The organism is Stieleria neptunia, from assembly GCF_007754155.1.
Taxonomy (GTDB): Bacteria; Planctomycetota; Planctomycetia; order Pirellulales; family Pirellulaceae; genus Stieleria; species Stieleria neptunia.
Map to the genome: position 1 here is coordinate 659,060 of NZ_CP037423.1, position 9,905 is coordinate 668,964.

At 58.7% G+C, this 9,905-nt stretch carries 6 protein-coding genes; 1 reads left to right on the forward strand and 5 read right to left on the reverse strand.

The genetic code is table 11. The features are described 5' to 3' along the window. Nucleotides 1–14: 14 nt before the first annotated feature. From Enr13x_RS02455 to Enr13x_RS02475, 5 genes are all read right to left on the reverse strand, one after another. Nucleotides 15–1,742 (reverse strand): amidohydrolase, encoded by a 1,728-nt coding sequence (locus Enr13x_RS02455; RefSeq protein ID WP_145384529.1) that lies wholly within the window; start codon nt 1,740–1,742, stop codon nt 15–17. A gap of 171 nt (nt 1,743–1,913) precedes the next feature. After that, nucleotides 1,914–3,170 (reverse strand): DUF790 family protein, encoded by a 1,257-nt coding sequence (locus Enr13x_RS02460; protein ID WP_145384530.1) that lies wholly within the window; start codon nt 3,168–3,170, stop codon nt 1,914–1,916. Next, nucleotides 3,167–4,612, reverse strand: a complete 1,446-nt coding sequence (locus Enr13x_RS02465) for a DEAD/DEAH box helicase (RefSeq protein WP_145384531.1) — start codon at nt 4,610–4,612, stop codon at nt 3,167–3,169. The genes Enr13x_RS02460 and Enr13x_RS02465 overlap by 4 nt, the downstream gene beginning before the upstream one ends. Before the next feature lie 87 nt (nt 4,613–4,699). Then, nucleotides 4,700–8,563 (reverse strand): M56 family metallopeptidase, encoded by a 3,864-nt coding sequence (locus tag Enr13x_RS02470; protein WP_231744380.1) that lies wholly within the window; start codon nt 8,561–8,563, stop codon nt 4,700–4,702. A 5-nt stretch (nt 8,564–8,568) separates the two neighbouring features. Then, nucleotides 8,569–8,961 (reverse strand): BlaI/MecI/CopY family transcriptional regulator, encoded by a 393-nt coding sequence (locus tag Enr13x_RS02475; RefSeq protein WP_145384533.1) that lies wholly within the window; start codon nt 8,959–8,961, stop codon nt 8,569–8,571. Nucleotides 8,962–9,239: 278 nt separating this feature from the next. Between Enr13x_RS02475 and Enr13x_RS02480 the strand changes: the two genes are divergently transcribed. Then, a complete protein-coding gene (locus tag Enr13x_RS02480) occupies nt 9,240–9,896 on the forward strand; it encodes a Uma2 family endonuclease (RefSeq protein WP_145384534.1) in 657 nt (218 codons plus the stop codon). Nucleotides 9,897–9,905 lie beyond the last annotated feature (9 nt).

Below are 9,905 nucleotides of genomic sequence, written 5' to 3' on the forward strand. Positions count from 1 at the left end.
TGAAGGAGGAAGCATCAGGGCCGCGACGGAAACACGCTCTGGCCGTCGAGCCACGTGGACACGACCGTCGTGTCGCGGATTTCGTCGTCGCTGCATGTTAACAGGTCGCGGTCGATCACCACAAAATCCGCTCGCTTGCCGATTTCCAGCGAACCGATTTCTGCTTCGGCCCGCATCAGCCAAGCGTTGTTGATCGTGTAAAAACGAATCATCTGCTCGCGGGTGAGGGCTTGTTCGCGATGGATCGGGGCGTCGTGCCAACGAGCGGATCGGGTCACGGCGACCCACATGCCGAGAAACGGATTGTAAGGGTTCACGCTGCGAAGCGATCCGATCTTCTGCATGTGATCGCTGCCGCCTCCGGCAACCACGCCGGCATCGAATAGACTGCGCAGCGGGATGAAGTGTTTCAGTCGTTCTTGACCGAACTGGGCGACCAACGTGCGGGCATCCAAATACAACCAGGCCGGCTGCAAGTCGACTCCGACGCCCAGTTTCGCCGCGCCCGCGATCGCTTTTTCACTCATGAAACTGCTGTGGGTGATCGATGAACGCGTCGGTGCGATCGGGATGTCTTGATTGACACGTCCGTAGGCGGCCACGAGCGCCTCGACCGCGGCATCGCCCTGGCAATGGGCGGTGAAGGCGAGTCCACGGCTGGCGCACAATCGAACCAATTTCTCCAGCCGATCGTCGTCGATGAACTGCATGCCCCGGTAACGCGGATCGACGATCCCGTAGATCGTGCTAGTCCCCCAGGGACGCGTGAAGTACGCGCTGCCGGTTAACATGCCTCCGTCTTCGAACACCTTCACGCCGATCACACCGAGCCGGGGATCGGGCGACTTGAACAACGGGTCGGAGGCGATCTCGTCGAGCCGTTGTTCGATTTCGGCGAGATCGGCATTGGGGGTCAGGGAACGTGACAACCGCGTCCGCGTCGTCAGGCGACCCGACTCCAACAGCCGGGCATACTGAGCGCGAGCGGAATCATTGCAGTTGCGATCGATGATGCCCGTGATTCCCCAGCGGTTGTAGTCGTCGATCAGATCTGCGAGTCGATCATCGAGTTGGTCTTGCGAAAGCCGCTTGCGGCTCTTGTCTCGGCGCGTTTTCAAGACCGATGACGATTGACGGATCACTCCGGTCGGCTCGCCGGTGGCGGGATCGACCGCGACGTGCTGCGGGTGCTTGGCGGCAAACGCTTTGTCGATCCCGTTTTCCGCCAGCGCCAGCGAGTTGGCGCTGCCGTCGGGGCCGGTGCGGAACCAGACCGGATGATCGGGGGCGACCGAATCGAGTTCGGCGCGTGTCGGGAATCGTTGCTCTCGCAACCGCGTGATGAAGACTTGCTGCAGCACAATCCACTCGCCCTTGGGAACGACGGCGGCCCGTTGACGGAGATAGTTCAACACGTCGTCGATCGTTTCCATCGGCGGGATTTCGTGGTCCGCTTCGTACTGGCTGGCGCCGGTCGGATGGACGTGGGAATCGATCAACCCGGGCAACACCATGCGGCCGTCCAGGTCAACGACTCGCGTTTGTGGATCAATCTGCCGAGCGATCTCCGCGTCGGTTCCTAATTGTAGAATCCGTCCGTCTTGGACCGCCATCGCCTGGACGACACGGAACTCCGGATCGACCGTCACGATCTGGCCGCCACGGAGCACCAGGTCGGCGGCGGGGACCAAGGTGATGGGGACCCACCATGCTAGAACGACGATGGCAAATCGGTGGTGCATCTTGGGGACTCATGGAGTGGCGAGGATTGGTCAAAAGATGGATTGGTCAAAAGATGGGGGCAATGGAAGGGGAAGTGGGCGCGAGTTGATTATATCGTCACGTCGGTGGGGATCAGGTGAGGGATGGCAGAATGATTCGGGGCAGAATGATGGGGTGCGTAGGCTATCGTGTCACTCGTCGATCGCGTCGATCCAGGACTGGGGTTTCGTCTGTTTGTCGAAACCGACGATGGGCAACGACAACTCGGCGAATCGTTGCCGCAGGTCACGCTCCTGTTGTTTCGAAACGATCAGCAACCACTTGGTTGTCTCGGCTGGGCGCGAGTCGGCGGGAGTCGCGACGGCGAACTCCTTCAGTCGGCGACACTTCTCTTCCAAATACTCGGGCGTCCAGAACCCGATCACTTCGACGTAGACCAGGAGATTGCGTGCTGAATGGTGCAACGAAAAGTCGGGTGTCATGACGGATTGACCGCGAACCAGCAACTGAGATTCTCGCTGCCACGTCCAGCCATCGACCGGAGCCTTCTGCCAGGCGGCGTCGACCTCCGCTTCCAAGGATGAATCGAACGCATCCGGAGTGCTGAGTGCGCCGGTTAATCCATCGGCTGGGGAAAGTTCCATCCGAAAACGCTGCTTCCTCGGCCCCAGGATCTCGGCCGTCAGGTGCCAACCTCGGCAGGCGAGTAGCTTGGCCGCCAGCGCCGCGAACCGAACACCGTAGCGGGTCGATTGACGCAACGTGCTCTGCGGCCCGTCGAAGATGAACCGGTAGCGTGGCTGTCCCGCCGAGGAAACTCGATCGATGCGATGCATTAGTCCGGCCAGCTTGGCGTGCCGGACGATCGTTTTGAAGTCGTCGGTGGCATCGATGCGGACGCGTGTCGCGCGATAGAGTGCCGCCTGGGTCTGCGCGACGTTATAGGCCGACAGCAGTTGTGGTGGCGTCCACTGCGATTCGAAGCTCTTCAGACGCTGCAATTCCAACACGTCGCAGAAGAGATCCGCCTCGATCTCGGGCCAGGGGCGCCCGATTGCGTTTGCCAGATCGCTTCGGACCTGCTGCAATTCATGGTCAAAGATTCCCTCGCGATGTTCGACGATCGGGTGTCGATCGGCGGCGAAGTCGAAGACCTGGCGTCTCAAGTGGAGTGCCGCATTGCGATTGGAGGGGAACTCGGATTGATCGTCCAGCAACTTGCAAAACGCGGCGATCCGTCGTGGCGGACAGCCGGACAGTCGACTCAGGCAGGTCTCGATCCGTGAGTGCAGCACTTGACGCGGATCGCCGATCCCGTCGCGATAGATCCGCAGCATCTGTTTTGCGGCCGGAAGGTAGTCGGCGTCGGTGCCGCGGCGCAGTCGGTCGGGCCGGACGATCATCCGTTGAAAGTCGTAGTGAACGATGCTGTGTTCGCTGCGGATCATCGTTTTTGCCGGTAGGCTTCGTTGCGACGACGATCGCGGCTGCGGGTGACTTCGCGTGTGTCTTCGACGACGACTTCGTACAGTCTGGCACGCCGGCCGCCGGAGCCCTTTCGCAACACACGTCCCAACCGCTGGATGGCCTGACGCTGGCTGGACAACCCGCCCAACACGATCGCCGTTTTAACCTCCGGCAAATCGACGCCTTCGTCCAGCACTCGATTCGCCACCAGGACGCGATAACGTCCTTCGGCAAATCCTTCCAGCCATTGCCGACGTTCTTTCTTTCCGCAGTGGGACAGCAGGCAGGGCACCAGGAACCGTGTCGAGATCTTGCGCGCCATCACGTTGGATCCCGTGAACACGATGATCGATTCATCGCAGTGGAGTCGAAACAGGTCTTCCAGCATGCGCAGCTTGGCGTCGGCGTGTTCTTCGATCTGACGTTTTAATCGAAAGGCTCGCATCGCAATGACGGCATCACGGGCGCGGTCGGGCTCCGCTTCGGTGGCCGCGGACAGCGGGTACGTGTCCTCCCACTTAAACTTCGGATCGATCGTCTTTTGTTCGAAAACAAATTTCTGGATCTGCTGAGCATAGTCGCGATAGCGTTCTTGTTCTTCGTCGGTCAGCCGGACGGCGATGCGATGCACGCTGTAATCGGCCAACGACTTGCCCGACGCTTCGGCGATCGACTGCCGGTACAGCGTCGGCCCGACCAAGTCGTGTAACCGTTCGATGCGTTCGATGTCACCGGGAAGTGTGGCGGTCAAACCGAGCCGATAGGCGGCGATCGACATTCGCGCCGCGTCGCTTCGCCAGGGACCGGCCAAGTGGTGGACTTCGTCAAAGATGATCATCTGGAAACGGTCGCCGATGCGTGGCATGTGAATCGCGGCGCTGTCGTAGGTCGTCACGCTGATCGGGCTGACGCGGTGCACGCCGTCACCGATCAGCCCGGCGTCGATGCCCGTCGCTTCCAAGATTTTGGCGTGCCACTGGTACATCAAGTCGCGGACTGGAACGACGATCAAGGTGCTGCACGAATTGCGGATCATCAACTCGATCGCAACGACGGTTTTTCCGGTGCCGGTGGGCATCACGATCAAGCCGCGTCGCCCGCCGGTTTCAAAGGCCTCGACCGCTTGCTGTTGATCGCCGCGGAGCGTTATCTGCCGCAGGTCCTTGATCGACAAACTGCGGAACTCCGCCGCCCCGGCATCGCGTCCGACCTGCCAATCGAAACCGCCGGCCAGCGAGTGATCCAGCTGCCGCCGGATGGCATCGGCATGCATCGCGTCGGTTCGAAAGCAGTCTTCGCGCTCGTCCCAAGCCAACGGAATGTCGGCGAGAGCGTTCTCGATGAATCGTGGCGACAAACCGAACAGCCGCACCGTCCCCTGATGAAAATCGATGGACGGTCTGGGTTTGTCTGTGACTGTCATGGCGCGGTTCTGCGAAACGGATCACCGGCGGTCAAGGCCCACCGCTTGCAGCATGATACTCTCTGTCGCGTTCAACCATTGCCAAAGTCATTTCAGCTCGCCCAAATCAAACCGCCAGACCTGTTTTTCCGCATCGACGATAAATGCGAACCCGCCGTCCACCACGACCGAATAAAACTCCCCTTGCCAACGACGATCTGGCTTCGGCAGAATTCCGATGAATTGCACGGTACCGCTGGCAGGATCGATTTGCATCAGCCGGTGATCCAGTCCGGCGGTCACGATCGAATCGGTGGTCACGCCGCTGGAGTTCGAGAATCCGAGCGAATTGATCAGCGACCAGCGTTTCACGCCAGTCGCCTTGTCGACGCAGATCATTGCCCCGGGGTCCTGCAAGCTTTGATGTGCGCAGGTGACGACCAGACTGTCACCGTTGTCAATCACGTTGTTGGGCCAAACCTGTTCACGGTCGACAAAGACGTCGGCGCAGTCAAACGCCCAAGCTGGTTTGCCCGAGGCAAGTTCAACCGCATTGAGAAGACCATCGCGAGTGCCGAAGTAACATCGTTTTTTGTCGCATTGTAGATTTCCAAAACTGCATCCGCCCAGGGGCAGTGTCCACGTCGGAGTTTGAACTCCAGTCTCGAAACAAATCAGCCTGCCACTGCCCGTGTAATCGTTTGCTTCGTAGTCCGTTGTCACGAGCACCAATATCTTGCTCCCCTGGGTCGCGACCGCCGCATTGATGACACCGCCATCGCGATCGATCGGGTACACGAATGCCTCGCGTCCATTTTTAGGATCGAAACTGACCAGCTGCGTCATCCCGGCGACCAGGACTTTCCCGTCATGGATCAAGGGGTGGCTATTCCCGCAACCTTGGAGTTGCTTTTCCCAAACTAACTTTCCAGACTTTGCCTCCACCGCATGAACCCAAGTTTGTTTGTTCTTAATGCTGGTGAAAAACACCTTGTCGTCGTACAGAACAGGGTTGGAGTCGACCCGTTGCAGATTTTCGACCTTCCATTGCAATTTTCCGGTCCGCTTGTCGAGACAGTAGAAATTGCCGTCGCATGCACCGAAGTACATGGATGTCTCGTCAAAGCAGGGCGTCGAAAAAATCTTGTCTTCTGCTTTGAAGATCACGCCTCCGGCGGCTGCGGCGATCATCTCGGTTGTCGCTGGGACGTTGACCGGCTGCTGCGGTTTCGCGGCAGGGATAAATCCGGCGTCTTTCGGCTCGGGGACTCGCAGCTGGACGCCCTCACGGACCTCACCGTCGGTGACTTCGATGATGACCGATGACCCGTTTTCGGCATCCTCCGCCGCAAGCCAAAACGGTGAAACTTGGATGTAGTGTTTGCCGGGGCGCAATCCACGGAGCTCAAAGGTTCCATCCGCTTGAACCTCGACCGTCGGATCGTAGTAGCGATTTCCCCGCAGATCCGCTGGGTGGGCGCGGACTTCGCGCGGCGGTGCACCTTCCTCGAGCGACGCGACTTTGCCGCGAACGGTCGCGCCGCGGGTGAGCGTGAAATCATAACCGTCCATCTTCTGGCCCGGCTGCGTCGGTAACGGGTCGCGAGCGACCGCGCCCCACTTTCGCCACCGGCTGTATTCGCCGTCAAATGCCATCAAGTTGTAATGGAACTCGTTGCCCGCCGGCATCACAACCTTGTAGGAACCGTCCTCGGCGGTCTTTGCGCTGTAACGCGTGTCGCCGGTCAGCGAGTTACCGCTACCCGTTTTCGCTGGGGCCACCGTCGCGCCGGAACGTGGATTCCCGTCCGGATCGTAGACGTGGCCGCTGAATTCGACACCCTGCTCGACAACAATCTGGACGGGGTTCATGCCCGGCGTGAGATCGAAGGCCAGGTCATCAAAGTTTCGCTGAAACCTGCCCGGCTTGACGTCGCGGCGCTGCCATTCGTGTTTTGCATCGGGTGACCACCACCGTCCCAACGGTCCGTTTCTGTGGAACTTCATCCCGCGGTACTCGATGGGATCTCCGGCACCGACCGAGAATTCAAATTCACCCGGCAGCATGCCGTCAATCACAAGTCGTCCTTGCGCATCCGACGTCCCGCGGAACTGTTTCTGAGCAAAACTCCAGAGCACCAGGCCGGCGAACGGTTCGCCACTGTTGACGTCCTTCACCAGTGCTTCAAAACGGACCCCCGGTTCAAGTTGAATACTTTTTTCGAGTGCCTGGCCGTGACTCAATTGCAAGGTGTTTGTCCTGGCAACGCCGACGGCGTCCGCAACGGTGATTTCGTAATCGTCTGGAAACACGTACAAGCGGTACTTGCCGAATTGGTCAGTTTTCGTTTCCGTTGCGACGTCCGTGATCTGCACGCCATCTCCTTGGATGTTTTTTTGCGTTCCGCGAACGGTCACGTCCGCTGCCGGGGATCCGTCGGCCGCTGTGACGGTGCCTTCGATGTAGGTTGTCGAGTCGAGCGTGACGATCAAGCCGTCGACACCGACAGGTTGTTGGGCGACGTAGTGCGGAGAGTAGCCCGGTTTCATCCAGCGAACTTCGACTTTTGAACGCCCATTGTCACTGTCAGGGCGAAATCGGAACACACCATTCTCGTCGGTTGTGGTTTCGTCGCCGGGGTGCCAACTCCATGCATCAACCGTGACTCCGGCCAGCGGGTTGCCTTCCGCATCGATCACAATCCCAGCCAGCTCAAGCGGATCGATGTTCTGCGGTATCATCTTCTGGACATCGTCATCAAGCGTCGGGGGTGGCGAAACCTGTGTCTGCGGAGCGGCGAGCGATACTGTCAACGTCGTTAGGAAAAACGCACAGACAACCGCCAGCAGCACAAGCAAGCTTGCACCTTCGGCCAGACGCGCGCCATGGCTGGGCTTTGCCGTGGAGCAGCCGATCAGTCGCTCGAGCCGAATTCGCAATTGGGATCGCGAGGAAACCGAGGGTACGGCGGTCAAAACGGCTGGGTGGTTTCGTGTCAGCGCCGCGCGGCCACGGGTGGCGACTTCAATGAGCGTCCCCGCGTAGCGTTTCGGATCGATTCCGCAGTTCACCACCGATGCGTCACAGGACAGCTCTCGATTCAAACGCACTTGGCGTGAGATCCACCACACCAATGGATGGAAGAAGAACAGCGTTTCGACGATGCTCTGCAGGAAGTTCACCAACGCGTCATGCCGCCGCAGATGGGTAAACTCGTGTAGCAAGACATGCTCGATTTGCTCGATCGAAACTCCGTTGGCCAACGCGACCGGCAGCAAAACGGCCGGACGAAGCACGCCAACGACGGTCGGGACCATCGTCTGGTCGCACCACAGGACCAATGGCGTCTTTCGCAAGGTGAATTGTTTCGCAATGCGATCCGCGAGTCGTTGTACGTCCGGGTCTGTGACCCTACTGGCGCCTTGACGCAGTCGACGGCTCTGCCAGTATCCCCGCAACAGCCGGAGGGTAAACAGCGTGACGCCAACCATGTACGCCATCGTCACGTACCTTGCCCATGAATCATTACCACCGATCCAAGAATTGCTTGCCGTTGAAAGAGTCAACGCTGTCTTCGCTTCAGCCTCTCTTGTCGCACTGTCCGGCGGTGCAACGTTGTCGGAGGTGATTGGCCCGACCTCACCTCCACCTGGCATGTTTTCTACTCGCAAACTCTGTGAGTACGAACCGCTGCCCAGGCCGCTGCCCAGACCGCTGCCCAGAGTGATCGCGGGTGCGATCCGGGCCTGACGGGTTGCTTGAGCCGGTTCGGCCAGCCACAGCGCGACAGCGAACATCGGCAGCATGGATGCAAGTGCCAAAGTGCTCCAACCGTATTTTGCTGCCGGCGATTTCAGTCCTGCAAACCGTAGCCCCAGAAAGAAGATCGCTGCGGGAACGCAGGCGAGCCAAAGGAAGTGCATCAATGCGTATCCGAAACGCAGCGGAAGATCATGGTCGAGTAGGGACATTTTTTTCACCGATTGTCTTTGTTCTGGGAACGGTTCACTTCCGCGCGAAGTTCGGCCAGCTCGTGATCACTAAGATCCGCGGTTTCGAGCAAATTGATCATCGCCGTTGCCGCGGAGCCATCGAACAAACGGTCGACCAGATCACGCATCATCCGCTTGGCGGTCGTCGACTTGGTCACCTTGGCTCGATACTCAAACCGGCCGCCGGATTTCTTGCGAACGACGAACTTCTTTTCTTCCATGATTCCCAGAATCGTCATCACCGATTGGTAAGTCAGCGACCGAGTGGGCTCCAGGGCATCGCGGACGGCTTGCCCGGAAAGCGGGCCGGAGTCCCACAGTACCTGTAAGATCTCAAGCTCCAGTTCGGTCGGATGTTTGGAAACGCGCCGCGGCACTGATCACTCCTGCGTCAAGATCGAAAGAATTCGATTGTCGAATGAATTAGATATTGGATTCGGGTGGAAGTCAAGCTTATTTTATAGAGCACCCAGGGATGGCTCACCGGCGGCGTCCTACAGCGGGATCGCCTGTCTTCCGAACGACAGACGCAACACGCGGCTGGGCAGAAGACTGCAACGAAACGGTGGATTTGCGTGCAATTTCAATATTTGGACGGATGTGGCACATCCTTTAGAATGGAGGTGACCATCCAGCATCGCTCTGTCGGATACACATGTCCAAGCCAACCGTACGCGAAACCAGCGCTGAGTATTCAAGTTCGGTGCCGATACTCAACAGTGGTGACGTCCTTGATTCGGATGAATTTTTCAGGCGTTATGCTGCGTCTCCTAGAAATGTGACAGCCGAACGGATCAATGGGAGGGTTTATTTGATGTCGCCCCTGCGTGCGGCCAGCCATGGTGATCCGCATGCCTTGTTTGCGACTTGGCTTGGCACCTATGCGGCGCAACATGAGTCATTGATTCTTTCCGACAATCCGACGGTCCGATTGGATGCGAACAACGACCCACAGCCCGATTTGTGTTTGCGGCGGGAAAACGGCAACACACACCTTGTCAATGGATACATTCACGGTCCGCCCGAATTGATTGTTGAAATTGCAAGTTCCTCCGCCAGCTACGACCTTGGCGAAAAAAAGCAGGTTTATCAGCGAGCCGGCGTCTTGGAGTACCTCGTCTACGTGACGGAAAAACAGAAAGTGCTCTGGTGGCGATTGGAAAATGGTGCGTACGTCGAGTTGGCAGCAGTCGAAGGAACGTTCAAAAGCTGCGAGTTTCGGGGGCTGTGGATCGATGAATCGGCGATCCGGGCGGGCGATGGTAAAACATTGCTGGCAACGCTTGCCGATGGCATGCGGTCGATTTCGTAAACGACGCTT